The organism is Streptomyces sp. NPDC031132 (assembly GCF_055570595.1).
This window is the reverse complement of sequence record NZ_JBVIGX010000032.1, coordinates 17,774-34,675: the sequence shown is the minus strand read 5'-3', so window position 1 is coordinate 34,675 and position 16,902 is coordinate 17,774. Positions and strand designations below refer to the sequence as shown.

The 16,902-nt window shown below is 71.3% G+C and carries 14 protein-coding genes and 4 pseudogenes; 9 read left to right on the top strand and 9 right to left on the bottom strand.

Annotation, left to right across the window (positions count from 1 at the left end; all coding sequences use genetic code 11):
- Nucleotides 1–385 precede the first annotated feature (385 nt).
- Nucleotides 386–1,726, bottom strand: coding sequence for a molybdotransferase-like divisome protein Glp (gene glp / locus ACZ49B_RS31685; protein WP_468312536.1), 1,341 nt, complete (start codon nucleotides 1,724–1,726; stop codon nucleotides 386–388).
- A 4-nt stretch (nucleotides 1,727–1,730) separates the two neighbouring features.
- Nucleotides 1,731–2,633, bottom strand: coding sequence for a UTP--glucose-1-phosphate uridylyltransferase GalU (gene galU / locus ACZ49B_RS31680; protein WP_266666273.1), 903 nt, complete (start codon nucleotides 2,631–2,633; stop codon nucleotides 1,731–1,733).
- A 96-nt stretch (nucleotides 2,634–2,729) separates the two neighbouring features.
- Between galU and ACZ49B_RS31675 the strand changes: the two genes are divergently transcribed.
- The gene (locus ACZ49B_RS31675) at nucleotides 2,730–3,344 is read left to right on the top strand and encodes a 5-formyltetrahydrofolate cyclo-ligase (protein WP_468312535.1); all 615 of its coding nucleotides are present in this window, start codon (nucleotides 2,730–2,732) and stop codon (nucleotides 3,342–3,344) included.
- A gap of 6 nt (nucleotides 3,345–3,350) precedes the next feature.
- Here ACZ49B_RS31675 and ACZ49B_RS31670 read toward each other — a convergent pair whose 3' ends face one another.
- Complete coding sequence (locus ACZ49B_RS31670; RefSeq protein WP_468312532.1) at nucleotides 3,351–6,185, bottom strand: penicillin acylase family protein; 2,835 nt, start codon at nucleotides 6,183–6,185, stop codon at nucleotides 3,351–3,353.
- Between the two features lie 288 nt (nucleotides 6,186–6,473).
- Here ACZ49B_RS31670 and ACZ49B_RS31665 point away from each other — a divergent pair, with 288 nt between their 5' ends.
- The 8 genes from ACZ49B_RS31665 to mscL all read left to right on the top strand — a co-directional run bounded on the left by ACZ49B_RS31665 (nucleotide 6,474) and on the right by mscL (nucleotide 13,811).
- Nucleotides 6,474–7,931, top strand: coding sequence for a potassium/proton antiporter (locus ACZ49B_RS31665; protein ID WP_468312530.1), 1,458 nt, complete (start codon nucleotides 6,474–6,476; stop codon nucleotides 7,929–7,931).
- Nucleotides 7,932–8,331: 400 nt separating this feature from the next.
- A complete protein-coding gene (locus ACZ49B_RS31660) occupies nucleotides 8,332–9,669 on the top strand; it encodes an MFS transporter (protein ID WP_468312527.1) in 1,338 nt (445 codons plus the stop codon).
- Nucleotides 9,670–9,736: 67 nt separating this feature from the next.
- Nucleotides 9,737–10,033 carry an FmdB family zinc ribbon protein gene (locus ACZ49B_RS31655; protein WP_383514893.1) on the top strand — a complete coding sequence of 99 codons (297 nt, stop codon included), beginning with the start codon at nucleotides 9,737–9,739 and terminating at the stop codon, nucleotides 10,031–10,033.
- A gap of 84 nt (nucleotides 10,034–10,117) precedes the next feature.
- Nucleotides 10,118–10,951 (top strand): S-methyl-5'-thioadenosine phosphorylase, encoded by an 834-nt coding sequence (locus ACZ49B_RS31650; protein WP_468312524.1) that lies wholly within the window; start codon nucleotides 10,118–10,120, stop codon nucleotides 10,949–10,951.
- A gap of 167 nt (nucleotides 10,952–11,118) precedes the next feature.
- Complete coding sequence (locus ACZ49B_RS31645) at nucleotides 11,119–11,676, top strand: carboxymuconolactone decarboxylase family protein (protein ID WP_468312521.1); 558 nt, start codon at nucleotides 11,119–11,121, stop codon at nucleotides 11,674–11,676.
- A gap of 16 nt (nucleotides 11,677–11,692) precedes the next feature.
- Entirely contained in the window at nucleotides 11,693–12,385 is a 693-nt protein-coding gene (gene pyrF / locus ACZ49B_RS31640; RefSeq protein WP_468312518.1) for an orotidine-5'-phosphate decarboxylase, read from the top strand.
- A 211-nt stretch (nucleotides 12,386–12,596) separates the two neighbouring features.
- Nucleotides 12,597–13,133, top strand: coding sequence for a hypothetical protein (locus ACZ49B_RS31635; RefSeq protein WP_468312515.1), 537 nt, complete (start codon nucleotides 12,597–12,599; stop codon nucleotides 13,131–13,133).
- A gap of 123 nt (nucleotides 13,134–13,256) precedes the next feature.
- A complete protein-coding gene (gene mscL / locus ACZ49B_RS31630) occupies nucleotides 13,257–13,811 on the top strand; it encodes a large conductance mechanosensitive channel protein MscL (protein WP_468312512.1) in 555 nt (184 codons plus the stop codon).
- Nucleotides 13,812–13,815: 4 nt separating this feature from the next.
- Here the strand turns inward: mscL and ACZ49B_RS31625 are convergent, their stop codons facing one another.
- From ACZ49B_RS31625 to ACZ49B_RS31600, 6 genes and pseudogenes are all read right to left on the bottom strand, one after another.
- On the bottom strand, nucleotides 13,816–14,037 hold the full coding sequence (locus ACZ49B_RS31625) for a hypothetical protein (RefSeq protein WP_468312509.1): 222 nt from the start codon (nucleotides 14,035–14,037) through the stop codon (nucleotides 13,816–13,818).
- A gap of 109 nt (nucleotides 14,038–14,146) precedes the next feature.
- Nucleotides 14,147–15,586: a NarK family nitrate/nitrite MFS transporter gene (locus tag ACZ49B_RS31620; protein ID WP_468312506.1), complete on the bottom strand. Its 1,440-nt coding sequence runs from the start codon at nucleotides 15,584–15,586 to the stop codon at nucleotides 14,147–14,149.
- A gap of 2 nt (nucleotides 15,587–15,588) precedes the next feature.
- Nucleotides 15,589–15,956: pseudogene (locus ACZ49B_RS31615) on the bottom strand (hypothetical protein).
- A 108-nt stretch (nucleotides 15,957–16,064) separates the two neighbouring features.
- Nucleotides 16,065–16,292, bottom strand: a pseudogene (locus ACZ49B_RS31610) (4Fe-4S dicluster domain-containing protein); the annotation flags it as partial.
- Nucleotides 16,288–16,659, bottom strand: a pseudogene (locus ACZ49B_RS31605) (MFS transporter); the annotation flags it as partial. The pseudogenes ACZ49B_RS31610 and ACZ49B_RS31605, both read right to left, overlap by 5 nt.
- Before the next feature lie 81 nt (nucleotides 16,660–16,740).
- Nucleotides 16,741–16,881: pseudogene (locus tag ACZ49B_RS31600) on the bottom strand (pyruvate formate lyase family protein); the annotation flags it as partial.
- Nucleotides 16,882–16,902: the final 21 nt, after the last annotated feature.

Below are 16,902 nucleotides of genomic sequence, written 5' to 3'. Positions count from 1 at the left end.
ACGGGGGGTTCCGCCTCAACGCCCGAAAGGGCGGGGGGGGGGAAGGGGGGGGGGGGTGGGGGGTTCTTTTTTGCGCCCCTGCCCCTGCCTATCTGGGGGGGGGGGGGGGCCTCCCCCCTCCCCCCCCCCCCCCCGCGCAGCAGCTCGATCACCCGGGCGGAGACGAGCACGCGCCCGCTGGCCCGCGCCGTCCGCGTCGTGACGTCCTTCTCCGAGACGTCCACCATCCGGGCCGCGCCGGCCTCGTCGATGTGCGTCAGCCTGCTGTGCTCAGGGGGTCCGGGGGTCGCCCCCTGGGAAAACGCTGCCATAGGTTCGTGCCGCTCCCGCTCCGGGCCCCGCAAGGGCCTGTGTGGTGCAACACGCTACCCGCACCGGCCGGACTTCAGCCGAGCAGGACCACTTCCAGCTCTGCCCCCGGCTCCACCGAGGTGACGTCCTCCGGTACGACCATCAGCGAGTCGGCGTGGGCCAGGGCCGCGATCAGGTGGGAGCCCGATCCGCCGACCGGGCTGACCGTGCCGGTCTGTGCGTCGTACGTGCCGCGCAGGAACTGGCGGCGGCCCGCCGGGGAGCCCAGCGCCTTGTCGGCCTTCAGGACCGCCCGCACGCTGGGCCGGTTGACGTCCGCCAGGCCCATGAGCGCGCGGATCGCGGGGCGCACGAACAGCTCGAAGGAGACGTACGAGGACACCGGGTTGCCGGGCAGGGCCAGCAGGGGGGTGTGGTCCGGGCCGATGGTCCCGAAGCCCTGCGGCTTGCCGGGCTGCATCGCGAGCTTGCGGAAGTCCATCCGCCCGCCGTCGGGCTCGTCCTCGGCCGTGCCCACCGAGGACAGCGCCTCCTTGACCACGTCGTACGCGCCGACGCTGACGCCGCCCGTGGTGACCAGCAGGTCGGCCCGGATCAGCTGGTCCTCGATGGTGGAGCGCAGCGTCTCGACGTCGTCGGCGACGGCCCCGACCCGGTAGGCGATCGCCCCGGCGTCGCGCGCGGCGGCGGCCAGCGCGAAGCTGTTCGAGTCGTAGATCGTCCCGGCGGCCAGGGACTCGCCCGGCTGGACCAGCTCGCTGCCGGTGGACAGCACGACCACGCGCGGGCGCGGCCGCACCCGTACGGTGCCCCGCCCGATGGCCGCGAGCAGCGCGATCTGCGGCGGGCCGAGCACCGTCCCGGCGGCCAGGGCGAGGTCCCCGGCCTGGACGTCGCTGCCGCGCGCGCGTACGTGCGCCCGCGCCTCGGCGGCCCGGTGCACGCGCACCTCGCCGCCCGCGCCCTCGGGGGCCGCGCTGGCGGGGGTCATGCCGGCGGCCGCGCCGCCGCCGCTGCCTCCGTCGGTCCACTCGACCGGTACGACGGCTTCGGCACCCGGAGGCAGTGGGGCGCCCGTCATGATGCGGGCGGCCTGGCCGGGTCCGACGGTGGGCAGCTCGCCGCTGCCCGCCGCCACGTCCCCGATCACCGTCAGCACCGCGGGGAACTCCTCGCTCGCGCCCTGGACATCGGCCGTGCGGACGGCGTACCCGTCCATGGAGCTGTTGTCGAAGGGCGGGAGGGCGACGGGCACGGTGACGTCCTCGACCAGGACACAGCCCTGGGCGTCGAGCAGCTGGAGCTCGATGGGCTCCAGCGGCCGGATCGCGGCGAGGACGTCCGCGAGGTGCTCGTCGACCGACCACAGGCGCTGGGCGCCGTGGCCGGTGTCCTGCGGTGCGCGGCTGCTCAAGGTGCTACATCTCCTCCGTGACGTAACGGTGAAGCCAGGTGCGGAACTCCGGGCCCAGGTCCTCACGCTCGCACGCGAGGCGGACGATGGCCCGCAGGTAGTCCCCGCGGTCTCCGGTGTCGTAGCGGCGGCCCCGGAAGACCACGCCGTGCACCGGGCCGCCCACGGTCTCGTCGGCGGCAAGCTTCTGCAGGCCGTCGGTGAGCTGGATCTCCCCGCCGCGGCCCGGCTCGGTCTCCCGCAGTATGTCGAAGATCGCGGGGTGGAGGACATAGCGTCCGATGACCGCGTAGTTGCTGGGCGCGTCCGCCGGGTCCGGCTTCTCGACGAGGCCGGTGATCCGGACGACGTCCTCCTCGTCCGTGGCCTCGACGGCGGCGCAGCCGTAGAGGTGGACGTTGGCCGGGTCGACCTCCATGAGGGCGATGACGGTGCCGCCGGTACGGGCGTGGACGTCGGTCATCTGGCGCAGCAGCGGGTCGCGCGGGTCGATCAGGTCGTCGCCGAGGAGGACGGCGAAGGGCTCGTCGCCGACGTGCGGCTCGGCGCACAGGACGGCGTGGCCGAGGCCGCGCGGGTCGCCCTGGCGGACGTAGTGCATGGTGGCCAGGTCGCTGGACTCCTGGACCTTCTTGAGCCGGTCGTCGTCGCCCTTGGCGATGAGGGCCGATTCCAGCTCGTAGTTGCGGTCGAAGTGGTCCTCGAGGGCGCGCTTGTTACGCCCCGTGATCATGAGGACGTCGTCCAGTCCGGCCGAGACGGCCTCCTCGACGACGTACTGGATGGCCGGCTTGTCCACGACGGGGAGCATTTCCTTGGGCGTCGCCTTCGTCGCCGGAAGGAAGCGGGTGCCGAGACCTGCGGCCGGGATCACGGCCTTCTTGATCACAGGGTGCAACTGAGTCATGGGCAGAACGATAGTGGGTCGAACAGACCGCTCCGGGCTTGATTCCGGTAAAGAGATCCGCCTTCGCCCCGATTTGAAAGGAAATCAGAGTCAGCTGTGGTATGGAACCCGCCGAACCCGTCCGAAAAGGCCGGGCTGCGCCGAGAACTCCTGGCAGCCCGCCGTGCCTTGTCCCCCGCATTCCTGCGTACGTCGGCCCTCGCGCTCTCCCGCTCCGCTCTTGAACTGCCCGAACTGGCCGATGCGCACACCGTGGCCGCGTACGTCTCCGTCGGCACCGAACCCGGCACCCGCGATCTGCTCGACGCCCTGCGCGCGGCCGGGAAGCGCGTGCTGCTGCCCGTCCTGCTGTCCGACAACGACCTCGACTGGGCGGCGTACGAAGGCCCGGGCAGCCTCGCCGAGGCCGCCCACCCCGGCAAGATGCGGCTGCTGGAGCCGGCCGGGCCCCGGCTCGGGCCGGACGCGGTCACCGGCGCCGACACCGTCCTGCTGCCCGGACTGGCCGTGGACGGCCGCGGGATGCGCCTCGGGCGCGGCGGGGGCTCGTACGACCGCGTGCTGGCGCGCCTGGCGCGCGCCGGGGCGCATCCCGCGCTGGTCGTGCTCCTCTACGACGAAGAGGTGGTCGCGCGGGTCCCGGAGGAACCGCACGACCACCCCGTTCAGGCGGTGGCCACCCCGTCAGGGGTGATCAGATTCACGGCTTGAGGCCGTTCACGGCTTGAGCGTCAGCGTCTCCGCGGTCGCCTTGTCCACGCCTTCCTTGCCGAAGGGCCAGTCCAGCAGCTCACCCTTGGCCCACAGGTCCGTCTGGTCGTAGTAGTTGTCGTGGTACGCGTGGCCCGAGGCGCCGGTCAGGTTGATCCAGCGGGACTTGTCCAGGTCGCTGAGGTTCACGATCATGCGCATCGAGGGGACCCAGGTGACCCCGTACCCGCTGGAGGCGTTCCAGCCGGACGCGTTCACGGTGGCCTCGCCGCCGCCCAGGTTCCACGGGCCGCGGTTGAGGAGCCACTGCAGGAAGCCGGGGCCCTCGGTGCCGATGGTCTGGTTCTTCAGCGTCAGCTGGTGCAGGCGGCCCCAGCTCCAGGTGGACTGGTCCTTGCCGAGCTTGGCGGTCAGCTCCCAGCGGGCGTCCTTCATGGCCCGCGCGAACAGCTGGTCGCGGGTGGCGGTCGCCGGCTGGTTGCGGGCGGCGGGCGTCTGCCACCAGGCCGACTTCTCGTCCTTGACCAGGCGGCGGACCACCTCGAACCAGCGGTCGCCACCGTCCGGCTGCGCCGAGTCGGAGTCGCGCGTACCGCACTCGCGGACCGTCTTGGCGAGGTCGTCGACCGGACCGCTGGTCTCCTCCCGGACGTTCATGCAGCTGCCCTCGATCCGCAGCTCCTTCGGCATCTTGTCGCCGAAGGACAGCTTGAGGATGTTGCGCCAGACCGCGTTGAAGTACGCGGCCGCCGCCGAGTCGGGCTCCTGCGTGTAGTTCCAGCCCTCCAGCAGCTTCTGCGCGGAGCGCACGTCGGGGTCCGAGACCTCGATCTTGGCCAGCATCGGGGTGAGCAGCGCGGCGATCTCGCTGCTGTTGTCCATCTGCATGGTGCGCATGTCGTCGGTGGAGATCTTGCCGCTGTCCTTGATCTTCGCCTCGATGAGGTCGTTGATCCGCTGGCTGCGGGCGCCGTAGCCCCAGTCGGTGGTCAGCACGTACGGGTACTTGCCCGCGCCGGTCCCGCTCTCCACGACGGCCTGGTTCGCGGTGACGATGTAGCCGCGCGCCGGGTTGTAGTCGTACGGCATCTCGTCCTGGGGGATGTAGCCCGCGTTGCCGTCCTTGCCGCCCTTCCAGGCGTACTTGGAGTCCCAGCCGGGGGCCGGCATGCGGCCGTCGCCGGCGCCGCGCATCGGGATGCGGCCCGGGGCCTGGTAGCCGATGTTGCCCTTGGTGTCGGCGTAGATCAGGTTCTGCGACGGCACCTCGAAGTCGCGGGCGGCGGCGCGGAAGCCCGCGAAGTCCTTGGCCCGGTTGATGCCGAAGACCGCGTCCATCGACTTGCCGGGGTCCAGGGCGGTCCAGCGCAGGGCGACGGCGTAGCCGTTGCCGCGGTCGGGGGCCGAGCTGGAGACGGGGGCGCGGCTGCCGACCGTGCCGAGCTCTTCGCTGCGGTCGGAGATCAGCGGGCCGTTGTTGGTGGTGCGGACGGTGATCTTCTTGCTCGTGCCGCCCGCGATCTTGATGACCTCTTCACGGGTCGTGAAGGGGACCACCTTGTTGTCGTAGACGTAGCCCTCGGGCTTGACCTGTTCGAGGTAGAGGTCGGTGACGTCGGCGCCGAGGTTGGTCATGCCCCAGGCGACGTCGGCGTTGTGGCCGATGACCACGCCGGGCATGCCGGAGAAGGTGTAGCCGGCGACGTCGTACTTGCACTGGTTCGAGACCGCGCGGCAGTGCAGGCCCATCTGGTACCAGACCGAGGGCAGCTGCGGGGACAGGTGCGGGTCGTTCGCGAGCAGCGGCTTGCCGGTGGTCGTGTACTTGCCGGAGACGACCCAGGAGTTCGAGCCGATGCCGCTGCCGTTGGGGCCGAGGATCGCGGGGACCTTGTCCAGGGTGGCGGCGAGCGAGGTGAGGGAGGTGCGCAGGCCCGCGGTCGCGCCCTGGGCGCCGGCGTTGTCGGCGAGGCCGCTCGTGCCGGAGGCGCCGGGGGCGGAGGCAGTCGAGGCCTGGGAGCCGGAGCCCGTAACCGTTCCCGTACCCGCTCCCGTGGAGCCGGCGGCCGCGGCGGCGCCCTGGGGGGTGTACTTCCCGCCGTCGATCTTGCCGCCGTCGACGATCGCCTTGTTCCGGTCGAACGGGTACGGCGGGTAGAGCTCGTCGATCTGCGCCTGCGTGAGCTTGTTGGACATCAGGGCGCGGTCGATCTCGTCCTGCATGTTGCCGCGCAGGTCCCACGCCATCGCCTTGAGCCAGGCCACCGAGTCCACCGGGGTCCACTGCTCGGGCTCGTAGGCGTCGCTGAGCTTGAGGGCGGCGTGCTCGACGGAGAGGTCCTTGCCGGACTTCCCCTTCAGGTACGCGTTGACCCCGTCGGCGTAGGCCTGCAGGTACTTCTTCGTCTCGGCCGACAGCTTCGTGTCGTACTCCGCCTGCGCGACCTGGCGCCAGCCGAGCGTGCGCAGGAAGGCGTCGGTCTCGACCTGGCCGGACCCGAACATCTCGGAGAGCCGGCCGGAGGTCATGTGGCGGCGGACGTCCATCTCCCAGAAGCGGTCCTGGGCGTGGACGAAGCCCTGCGCGCGGAACAGGTCGTCGTCGTTGTCGGCGTAGAGCTGGGGAATGCCGTGGGAGTCGCGCTTGACCTCCACGGTCCCGGTGAGGCCGGGCACCTTGAGGGTGCCGGTGGCCTGGGGGAAGGAGGCGCGGACGTTGTCCATGCTCCAGTACGTCCCGTACCCGAAGCCCGCGACGAGCGCCAGGACCAGCACGAGCACGATCAGACGGGCGCGTCGTCCCCTCTTCTTGACGGAAGGGGCGGTTTCGTTGGCGGGCATCGCTGTCCTTAGAGGGGCAGGGTGGTCCTGGGAGTGCTGGAGCAACCATAGGCGCAGGACCGGGTCCGTTGATCCGCCAGGGGTCGAGGTGACGAGGACAGGGCTTAACAGGCGTTTCACAATGTGGTTATCGCGTAAAGGGCGCGTCAAATATTAGGTAAGGTAACGAAGTACCTGCCGATCTTGCCGGACTTGTCGCCTGGAGGAACGTTCCACCTGGCGCCTTGAGGAAAGGGCCGCCCGCTGACCGTCCACACGCTCAATGAGCTCCTGCTGGTCTGCTCGCTCGTGCTGCTCGTCGCCGTCGCGGCGGTACGCATCTCTTCACGCAGCGGCCTCCCCAGCCTGCTCATCTACCTCGGCATAGGCATCGCGATAGGCCAGGACGGCATCGGCAACGTCGTCTTCGACAACGCCGAACTGACGCAGGTCATCGGTTACGCCGCGCTCGTCGTGATCCTCGCCGAGGGTGGTCTGGGCACCAAGTGGAAACAGATCAAGCCCGCCCTGCCGGCCGCGATCGTCCTGTCCCTGGTGGGCGTCGCGATCAGCGTCGGCGTCACGGCGACCGGCGCGCACTACCTGGTCGGACTGGACTGGCGCCAGGCCCTGCTGATCGGCGCGGTCGTCTCCTCGACCGACGCGGCGGCCGTCTTCTCCGTCCTGCGCAAGGTGCCGCTGCCCGCGCGGATCACGGGCGTGCTGGAGGCCGAGTCGGGCTTCAACGACGCCCCCGTCGTCATCCTCGTCGTCGCCTTCGCGACGGTCGGCCCGGTGGACCAGTGGTACGTCCTGCTCGGCAAGATCGCCCTCGAGCTGGCGATCGGCGTCGCGATCGGCCTGTCGGTGGGCTTCATGGGGGCGTACGGCCTGCGGCACGTGGCACTGCCCGCCTCCGGCCTCTACCCGATCGCCGTGATGGCGATCGCCGTGACGGCGTACGCGGCCGGCGCGATGGCGCACGGCTCCGGCTTCCTCGCCGTCTACCTGGCGGCCATGGTGCTCGGGAACGCGAAGCTCCCGCACTGGCCGGCGACCCGGGGGTTCGCGGACGGGCTCGGCTGGATCGCCCAGATCGGCATGTTCGTCCTGCTCGGCCTGCTGGTCACCCCGCACGAGCTGGCCCAGGACTTCTGGCCCGCGGTGGTCATCGGGCTGGTCCTGACCATGGTGGCGCGGCCGCTGGAGGTCTTCGTCAGCCTGCTGCCGTTCCGGCTGCCCTGGCAGGAGCAGGCCCTGATGTCGTGGGCGGGGCTGCGCGGCGCCGTGCCCATCATCCTGGCGACCATCCCGATGGTGACCGGGATCGAGGGCAGCGACCGCGTCTTCAACATCGTCTTCGTGCTGGTCGTCGTCTACACCCTGGTCCAGGGGCCGACCCTGCCGTGGCTCGCGCGCAAGCTGGAGCTCGGCGCCGGCGACGAGGGCGCCTCCGACCTGGGGATCGAGTCGGCGCCGCTGGAGAAGCTGCGCGGGCACCTGCTGTCCTTCTCCATCCCGACCGCCTCGCGGATGCACGGGGTCGAGGTGAGCGAGCTGCGGCTGCCGCCGGGGGCGTCGGTGACGCTGGTGGTGCGGGACGCGAAGAGCTTCGTACCGCTGCCGTCGACCGTGCTGCGGCGCGGGGACGAGCTGCTGGTGGTGGCCACGGATCCGGTACGGGACGCGGCGGAGGCCCGGCTGCGGGCGGTGGCGCGGGGCGGAAAGCTGGCCGGATGGCTCGGGACGGGCTCGAACGGGGTTTGAGCAGGGGTCGTCCCGGACTCGAACAGAGAGTTAGAGCATCGTTCTAATTCTGTGTTTTCGGGGGTTTGCGAGCCGCTTCACCCTGTTTTGAAGGAACGCGGACGGCAAACTTCCGGTTAATCGCAGGTGAAGACACATTCTGTCACCGGAATCACAGGACGCTACGCGCGTACTACCTGTACGATAAAGGCACACCACATCGAACCAACTCTGCCTGACGCAGAGCTGGCGCGACCGCAAAGCGGCCGTGGCACCCTCCCGCAGTGGGCGCCCAGGTATCACTCGGTTCTGCGCAAGAGGACAGCTCTCGGGGCTCCCACATGTACGGGTGCGGTCGCTCACGAGGCGGCACACCGTCCGCAGACGGGGACGCTCTACCAGGCAGCGGAAAGGCCAGGCCGTGACATCCGCGGTCACGACCGACAAGTCCGCACGCCCCGGTTACGGGCAGCTCCTGCGCACGCCCGGCGCCATCGGCTTCGTTCTCCCGGGATTCGCCGCCCGGCTCCCGTTCGGCATGCTGACCATCAGCATCCTGCTGCTCGTGCAGCACACCACCGGTTCCTACGGCAGCGCCGGCATCGTCGCCGCCGTCACCGGCATCTCGATGGCGCTGTCCGCCCCGGTGATGGGCATCTTCACCGACCGCCGGGGTCAGAGCGCCGTGCTGGTCCCCGTGGTCCTCGCGCACTCCGCCGCCGTCAGCGGCCTGGCCGCGCTCGCGCTGGCCGACGCCCCCGTCTGGGCGCTGGCGCTGGCCGCCATACCCACCGGCGCGTCGGTCCCGCAGGTCGGACCCATGGTCCGGGCGCGCTGGGCCACCAAGCTGGAGGGCTCGCCGCTGCTGCCGACGGCCGCCGCCTTCGAGTCCGTCACCGACGAGTTCACCTTCGTCGTCGGCCCGGTCCTCGCGACCGCGCTGTGCACCGGCATCCACCCGGCGGCGGGCCTGGTCACCGAGGCCACGCTGACCCTGCTCGGCGGTCTGCTCTTCGCGGCCCGTCGCGCCAGCCAGCCCAAGCCCCACGTCCCGTCGGCCACCGGCGAGCCGCGCGCCTTCGCGCTGGCCAACCCGGGCCTGCGCGTGCTGATCTTCGCCTTCCTGGGGATCGGCGCCGTCTTCGGCGGCATGCAGGTCTCGCTCGCCGCCTTCTCCAACGAGATCGGCAACCCGGGCGCCAACGGCCTGCTCTACGGCGTCTTCGCGGCCGGCAACATGATCGCCGGGATCACCATGGGCGCCATCGCCTGGAAGATCGGCCCGCGTCGCCGGCTGATCCTCGGCTACGTCGGCCTCACCGCGGCCGCGTCGGTCCTGTGGGCCGCGAACTCCGTGATCCTGCTGGGCGCGCTCGGCCTGGTCGTCGGCCTCTGCATCGCCCCGGCGCTGATCACCGGCTACACGATGATCGAACAGCTGGTCCCCTCCAACTCCCGGACCGAGGCCTTCACCTGGCTGACCGGTTCGATCGCCTTCGGCCAGGCCCTCGCGGTCATCCTGGCCGGCCGCCTGACGGACGCGCACGGGTCCTCGTACGGCTTCCTGGTGCCGATGGCGGCCACCGCGCTCGCGCTGGCCACCCTGCTGGCGCTGCGCTCGAAGCTGGCCCCGAAGGCCCCGAGCCGGATCATCAACTCGTCGACGGGATCGACGGCCCCCGTCGCGGCCGAGCAGACCCCGGCTCCGCGGGTGAACGAGCGTGGTCTCGGTCACCGCGTGCCGGTGACGGTGGACTGATCGGCCGGAATACGTCACCATGGAACGTCGTTAGCACTCATCGAGTCAGAGTGCCAGGAGGAAATTCGTGCCGACCTACCAGTACCAGTGCACCGAGTGCGGTGAGGGCCTTGAGGCCGTGCAGAAGTTCACCGATGACGCACTGACCGAGTGCCCGAACTGCAACGGACGCCTGAAGAAGGTGTTCTCCGCGGTCGGCATCGTCTTCAAGGGATCCGGTTTCTACCGGAACGACAGCCGTGGCGCTTCGTCGAGCAGCACCCCTGCCTCGAAGCCGTCGACGCCTGCCGCCCCGGCCGCTTCGTCGACGTCCAGCACGTCTTCGACGTCGAGCTCGAGCAGCAGCTCCACGTCGGCTGCCTGATCTCTGATCTCGCCCGTTCTTCGCAAGGCCCCGTCGCCCCTTCCGGGCGGCGGGGCCTTGTGCATGCCCGGTTAGGGTGGCGGCATGGCTAACGCAGAGATCGGTGTCATCGGCGGCTCGGGCTTCTACTCCTTCCTGGAGGACGTCTCCGAGGTCCAGGTGGACACCCCGTACGGGCCCCCGAGCGACTCCCTCTTCTTCGGCGAGCTGGCCGGACGGCAGATCGCGTTCCTCCCGCGCCACGGCCGCAGCCACAAGGTCCCGCCCCACAAGATCAACTACCGGGCCAACCTGTGGGCGCTGCGTTCGGTGGGCGTGCGCCAGGTGCTCGGCCCGTGCGCGGTCGGCGGGCTGCGCACCGAGTACGGTCCGGGCACGCTGCTCGTTCCCGACCAGCTGGTCGACCGTACGAAGTCCCGGGCGCAGACCTTCTTCGACGGGGAGCCGCTGCCCGACGGCACCGTGCCGAACGTCGTGCACACCACCTTCGCCGACCCGTACTGCCCCGTGGGCCGCTCGGTGGCGCTGGCGGCGGCGCGGGGCCGGGCGTGGGAGCCGGTGGACGGCGGCACGATGGTCGTGATCGAGGGCCCCCGCTTCTCCACGCGCGCCGAGTCGAAGTGGCACGCGGCGATGGGCTGGTCGGTCGTCGGCATGACGGGCCACCCGGAGGCGGTCCTCGCCCGCGAGCTGGGGCTCTGCTACACGTCGATGGCGCTGGTCACCGACCTGGACGCGGGCGCGGAGACGGGTGAGGGCGTGTCCCACACGGAGGTCCTGAAGGTGTTCGGCGAGAACGTGGGCCGTCTGCGCGAGGTCCTCTTCGACGCGGTGGCGGCGCTCCCGCAGACGGAGTCCCGCGCCTGCCTGTGCACGCACGCCCACGACGGCTGGGACCTGGGCATCGAACTCCCGTAACCGGCGGACCTGCGTGCCGCGCGCTGCGTGCTGCGTGCTGCCCGCCGGACGATGCCCTCGGCTCCTTCCGAGGAATCCGAGGCGGGCTGTCACATTCCGGAGGGCTGTCCGGTCTCGGCTGGTGAAGGACCGACGAGACCGACCGACCCGTCCAGGAGGCGACCACCATGCCGCGCATCTCGCTCACCCCGCCCCGCACCCTCCTCATGCGCATCGGCGCCTGGTACTCGCGCCGCAAGTACGGCAAGGTGCTCGACCCCGGCCAGGCGTACGGGCACAACTCGCGCGTGCTGTTCACGTACGTACGCCTCGAGCAGCAGGCGGCGAAGTGGCACACCCTCGACGCCGGGCTCAAGCACCTCGCGGTGATGGCCGCGGCGGCCCGGATCAACTGCTCGTGGTGCATGGACTTCGGCTACTGGGAGGGGCTGGAACGGGGGCTGTCGGCGCGCAAGATCGAGCAGGTGCCGCGGTGGCGGGAGAACCGCGGGACGTTCACGGAGCTGGAGCTGCTGGTCATGGAGTACGCCGAGGCCATGACCGAGACCGAGCCGGCTGTCACGGACGAGCTGGCCGCGGAGCTGATCGCGCGCCTGGGCGAGGCGGCGTTCGTCGAGCTCACCGCGATGGTCGCGCTGGAGAACTGGCGCTCGCGGGTCAACCGGGCCTTCGGCCTGACCAGCCAGGGCTTCTCGGAGGCCTGCGAGGTCCCGGCCCGGCCGTGAACGGCACCATGGCGGGGTGATCAACGACAGCCGGACCATCGTCGCCCTCGACTTCGCCTGCCGCCGGGACGCCGAGGCGCTCGTCGACCGCCTCGGGGACGCCTGCGGCCAATACAAGATCGGGCTGGAGCTCCTCACCGCCGCCGGGCCCGGGCTCGTCGAGGAGCTGGTCGGGCGCGGGCACGAGGTGTTCCTGGACCTGAAGCTCTTCGAGATCCCGCATTCCGTGGCGGGCGCGGTGCGCGCCGCGGGCGCGCTGGGTGCGTCGATGGTGACCGTGCACGCGATGGGCGGTACGGGGATCATGGCCGCGGCGGTGGACGCGGCCCGGGAGTTCCCCGGGCTGCGGGTGCTCGCACTGACGGTGGTCACGAGCATGACCGGCGGCGACCTCGCCGACATCGGCATCGGCGCGACGACCGACGAGCAGGTGCTGCGGCTGGCCCGGCTGGCGGTGGGCGCGGGGTGCGACGGGGTCGTCGCCTCGCCGCGGGAGGCCGGGGCGCTGCGGGACGTGCTGGGGCCGCGGCCGCTGATCGTGACGCCGGGCGTCACCCTGGCCGGCGGGGAGGCGGGCGAGCACGCCGGGCGGGCGGGGACGGCGCAGGCCGCTTTTGCCGCCGGGGCCTCGCACGTGGTGGTGGGGCGGTCGGTGACGCGGGCCGCCGACCCGGTGGCGGCGCTGCGGCGGGTCCGGGAGGGCGGGTAGCGGCTGTCGGCGCTGGTGCTGGTGCTGGTGCTGGTGCCGGGCGAGGAGATCGCCGAAGCCTGACGGCCGCTCACTCCAGTGGGTGACGGGGTTGTCCACAGGCTGGGGATTGTCCACAGGCGCGAGCGGGATTCGGCGGGGCGGCGGATCGTGAGGGGTGTCCGGGCGCTGGGCCCGGGCACCGGAACTCAGCTCACTGGTGGTGGCCGTCATGTCCAGGACCTCGTGCGTCGCTTCCCCTTCGATCCCCTCCTCCCTGTCCACTCCCTCTACATGTCCCCCTGCGCGCCCGGTACCGTCCTTCCCCCCGCTTCGCGTCGGCCGGGGCGGTGACCGGCTGCGCCGCGCCGTACGGCGTCGGCGGCGAGCTGCTTCGGCCGGTCTGGCCGTCCTGGCGGCCGCGCTGGCGGTGGTGGGCGGGACGGAGGCGCAGGCTTCGCGGGGCGCCGCGCCGCCGGAGGTGAAACCGCCGCCCGCGGCGGTGCGGTGGGTGTCGGCGCCGGTGCGCATCGCGGACGCGGCGACGGTGCGGCTGCTGCGGTCCGGGGACCGGGTGGACGTGGTGGCGGCGGAGCGCGCCGGCCCGCCGCGGGTGGTGGCCGCGGGGGCGCGGGTGGTCGAAGTACCCGCGCCGGAGAAGGGCGTTGGGGACGGCGGGGCGCTGGTGGTCCTTTCCGTCCCCCGGGACACCGCGCGGGCTCTCGTGGGGGCGGGCGCAGTGGCACGACTGGCGGTGACGTTGTGCTGAATCGGACGGGAGTGCAGTCAAGTCACCACAAGACGGGGCCCGATTGGACACTCCGGGTCCGGACTGCCGTAGCTTTCGGAACCGTTGGCTCCATGTTCGGCGGATTCGAAGAGAGGCTCAGTGGTGAGCGAGAAGAAGAAGGAGAGCGTCCTGGCAGGCTTCAAGGCCTTCCTGATGCGTGGCAACGTGGTCGACCTGGCGGTGGCGGTCGTCATCGGCGCCGCGTTCACGAACATCGTGAACTCGGTGGTGAAGGGGATCATCAGCCCGCTGGTGGGCGCCGTCGGCACGAAGAGCCTGGACGGCTACACGTCCTGCCTGAAGGGCCCTTGCGGCATCGACGCGAAGGGGGACGCCATCGGCGTCAACATCCTCTGGGGATCGGTGCTGAACGCCACGCTGACCTTCCTGATCACGGCCGCGGTCGTCTACTTCCTGATGGTGCTGCCGATGGCGAAGTACCTCGCCAAGGTGGAGCAGCGCCGCCGGGCCAGGGAGGGTGTCCAGGAGACCATGGAGATCACCGAGCTGGTGGTCCTCAAGGAGATCCGGGACGAGCTGATCGCCCAGCGCAGTCAGAACGGCCAAGGCGGCCAGGGCGGCCAGGGCGGGTATGGCGGCCAGGGCGGGTATGGCGGCCAGGGCGGCCAGTACGGTCACCCCGGCTCGGGGTACTAGCAGGTCAGAGGTGGTGCGGCGGCTTCTCGTCGAGGAAGCGGGCCAGGTCGGCGGCGCTCCCGCCGGCGGACGGCCGCTCCCCCCACCCCCGGTCGGTGTCGTCCGCGGACTGCTGGTCCAGCGGGTCGTCGAAGACGAGCCGGGGCCTGGGCTTCGCCGCGGGCGCGGCCTCGGGCCGGGAGTCGGACTGCGAGGACTGCGGGTCGGAGGCGGGGGCGGTGCTCATGCCTCCAGGGTACGGCCGCCCCCGGCCGGGGCTGCGCCCCCGGAGCCGGCCGGGCTCCGGGGCTCGCCCCGGGTCCAGCCCCCGGGCCCGCCCGGGCCCTCGCCCGGGGTCAGCTGGGAGCCTCGGCGCCCTGGCGGGCGTAGAACCACCAGCACACGGCGAGGCAGGTCACGTAGAAGCCGATGAAGAGCCACAGGGCGTTCGTCACGGCCATGGCCGCGAACATGGCGGGGATGAAGAAGAACCCGTAGGCGGCGATGGCGGAGGAGAAGCCGGTGACGGCGCCCGCCTCCATCTCCGACTGCTTCAGCGCTGCGGCCTGCGCCTCGGGGCCCTTCCCCTCGGCGTCCCGCATGTGCTGCTCCCGGAAGATCACCGGGATCTGCCGGAAGGTCGATCCGTTGCCCAGCCCGGAGAAGGCGAAGGCTGCGAGGAAGCCGATGAAGAACGCCCCGAAGCTGCCCTGGTCGCCGCCCGAGGGCAGCGCGAAGATCACCACGATCAGGGCCGCGGCCATGCCGACGAACGACATCATGGTGACCCTGGCACCGCCGATCCTGTCGGAGAGCCAGCCGCCGGCCCACCGCATGAGCGCGCCGATGAACGGGCCGATCCAGGCATAGGTGGTGGCCTGGTGGCCCTGCGCCTCGAAGTTGTTCTTGATCAGCAGGGGCAGGCCGGCGGCGAAGCCGATGAAGGACCCGAAGGTGCCGACGTAGAGCCAGGTCATCAGCCAGTTGTGCTTGCGCCTGAAGATGATCTTCTGTTGGCTGAAGGGGGCCGCGGCCACCCTGAGGTCATTCATCAGGAACCAGGCGAGCAACGCCATGATCACCAGCAGCGGCACCCAGAGGAAGGCGCCGTTCTGGAGCCAGATGTCGGTGTTCCCCTTGGCATCGTGCTGCGGGCCGCCCGCGGACGCGCCGAGCACGGAAGCAGTGACCACCAGCGGGGCGACCAGCTGGACCACGCTCACGCCGAGGTTCCCGAGGCCGCCGTTGAGGCCGTTGGCGCTGCCCTTCTCCCGCTTGGGGAAGAAGAAGCCGATGTTCGCCATGGAAGAGGCGAAGTTGGCGCCGCCGATGCCGCAGACGGCCGCGATCAGGGCCAGCTCCCCGTACGGGGTGCCGGTGTCCTGGAGTGCGAAGCCCAGCCACAGCATGGGCCCGACCAGGATGACCGTGCTGAACGCGGTGAACTTCCGCTCGCCGAAGTTCGGCCCGATGAAGGTGTACAGGATCCGGAAGGTGCCGCCCGTGATGCCGGGGATGGCGGTCAGCCAGAACAGCTGCGACTTGGAGAAGCCGAAGCCCACGTCGTTCAGCTTGACCACGGTGACCGACCAGACCTGCCAGACCACGAAGCCGAGCATCAGCGCGGGGATCGAGACCCAGAGGTTGCGCTGGGCGACGGTCCGGCCGGTGGACTGCCAGAAGTCCTCGTCCTCGGGCCGCCAGTCGCCGATGGTGGCACCGGGTTCGTAGCTCTCCCGGTGGTGGGAGCGCACCGGGGACGGGGTGGGCGTGGGCGTGGGCGTGGGCGTGGACATGGTCATCGGTCCTTCGGGTCGAGGAGCCACAGTCCCAGCACGACGAGGAAGGACAGGATCAGGAATCCCGCCCCCCACCATGCCGTGCCGGTGTTGCCCTCCATCCACTCGTTGACGGTCACCGTGAGCGCCCAGAGCCGGCCGATCACGACGGTGAGGGCCAGGGTCAGACGGGCGTTGAGCTTGGAGGACCGCTCCGGCTCCTGTTCGGTGCCGGCGCCCGGGCCGGGAACCGTGTGCCGGATCCGCGGGTCGCCGCAGCCGCTGGTGGGGCGGATCTGCGGATACCGCTCGCGCACGGGCCGGTTCAGCCGGGCTGGGCACTGCCCGGTCGGTAGTCCGGGTGTGGAGGCAGCTGCCGGTCGCTCATGTCCGCCTGCTCTCGGTGGCGCGGCCCGCGCCGGGACAGTCGAGCCTGAGGGCCGTCTCGGGGCGTGACCCGCCGAACTGCCGGCACAGGGCGGCGGTTCGGTCAGGCTCATCGGACGTCAACTCCGTTGAGCTCGACGACGGGCAGGCCGCCCGGGACGGGCCACTGGACCACCTTGTCGGCGGGTACGACCATCGCCACGCCGGTGCTGACCACCACGTCGCCGAAGACGAAGGAGTCGGCGACGTGCACACCGGGGCGCTCCGCCTGGAGCTCCTCGAGGGTTCCGTGGAAGAGGGCTCCGGTCGGGCAGACGGTGGCGCACATGGGGGCGAGGCAGGGCGGTCGGATCCTTGCGGAAGTTGGCGGCGGAGAAGAAGCTGCCGAAGCCCTTCTTGAACAGCCGCCGGGCGCCGGGCGCGGAGGCCCAGACCGTGTAGCGGTAGGCCACGCCGAAGGCGAGGAAGACGGTGGCGACGGCGTACGGCAGCAGCGCGGAGTCGAAGTCGCTCAGGAGCCGGCTGCCCAGCACGATCGCGGCGATGAGCAGGAGCGAGACGACCGTGCCGGCCAGGGTGGCCCGTGCGGCGACGGATCCCCCGGCCGGCGGGAGGGTCCCGGCCCTCGGCGGCCCGGTCGGACGCGGCGGCACGGACGGGGGCGGGGGCGGCTCGGCCGCGAGGACATCTGAGGGCTCGGACACAGCACCACGCTAGGCGGTATGTCCCGACCAGGCCCGTTATGACGGAATCACGGGTGGGCCGAACGGGTGAGGCCCCGGACGGCCCGGACGGCTCACACGGCGGTGGTCGCCGATGATGGACCCGCGGCCGCACGTGTCCGGCAGGCCCGTGACGACACCGGCCTTGCGGGCGGCGCGGATCTCGGGAGTGCAGGCGTCGACGACACCGGCGTCGTGGGTCTTGGGGTCCGCGGCCCGGCCGGC

Excerpts from the sequence above, each read along its gene's own strand:
- ACZ49B_RS31645 (WP_468312521.1), top strand. The coding sequence starts at position 11,119 with ATGCCGCGCATCTCGCTCACCCCGCCCCGCACCCTCCTCATGCGCATC.
- ACZ49B_RS31620 (WP_468312506.1), bottom strand. The coding sequence starts at position 15,586 with ATGTCCACGCCCACGCCCACGCCCACGCCCACCCCGTCCCCGGTGCGC.
- ACZ49B_RS31650 (WP_468312524.1), top strand. The coding sequence starts at position 10,118 with ATGGCTAACGCAGAGATCGGTGTCATCGGCGGCTCGGGCTTCTACTCC.
- ACZ49B_RS31625 (WP_468312509.1), bottom strand. The coding sequence starts at position 14,037 with ATGAGCACCGCCCCCGCCTCCGACCCGCAGTCCTCGCAGTCCGACTCC.
- galU (WP_266666273.1), bottom strand. The coding sequence starts at position 2,633 with ATGACTCAGTTGCACCCTGTGATCAAGAAGGCCGTGATCCCGGCCGCA.
- ACZ49B_RS31635 (WP_468312515.1), top strand. The coding sequence starts at position 12,597 with ATGTCCAGGACCTCGTGCGTCGCTTCCCCTTCGATCCCCTCCTCCCTG.
- ACZ49B_RS31670 (WP_468312532.1), bottom strand. The coding sequence starts at position 6,185 with ATGCCCGCCAACGAAACCGCCCCTTCCGTCAAGAAGAGGGGACGACGC.